Below are 524 nucleotides of genomic sequence, written 5' to 3' on the forward strand. Positions count from 1 at the left end.
GTGACTGGGTCTTCTATTTGCACATCATGCGTGGCGGAAAGATTGCTTACTCCACTGAGGGTACAAACTATTTCCGTCGACATTATGCAAGTACTGCCAACACCACTTATCGCAAAGAGGTCTTTTATCGCGAGCTCGGGGTGGCGAACAAAACGGTCCAGTCCCTCTACAATGTTCCGATGTCGGTGCTTGAGGCTTGTGAGGAATCCAGCAAGAAGCTGTATGACCACTATGTCGGGGGCTCCGCAGAAGAGTTTCTACGTTGGTACGACCATGATTCGATTGTTCGTGCAAGGGCTGACCGACTGCCGAACGTGATGGTTTCCACCATCGGCTTCTATCCGGGCGGTGCCGAAATTCTCCCGATTCGACTGGCAAACGAGTTTAAACGCCAAGGTATTTCCGTCTCCTTGTTTAGCGCCGGGATACCAAAACGCGAAGATGGTGTTCGCAAGATGCTGAGAAACGACGTGCCGGTGATCGAGACGTCGAATATCGAATCAGTGAAAGAGATCATTCATGAT

At 50.6% G+C, this 524-nt stretch carries 1 protein-coding gene; it reads left to right on the plus strand.

Annotated features, from left to right (window positions below):
• A partial coding sequence (locus AC1DLB_RS31810) for a hypothetical protein (protein WP_477786509.1) occupies nt 1-524 on the plus strand: 524 nt, incomplete at both ends.

This window comes from Pseudomonas sp. 05N434, assembly GCF_056396965.1.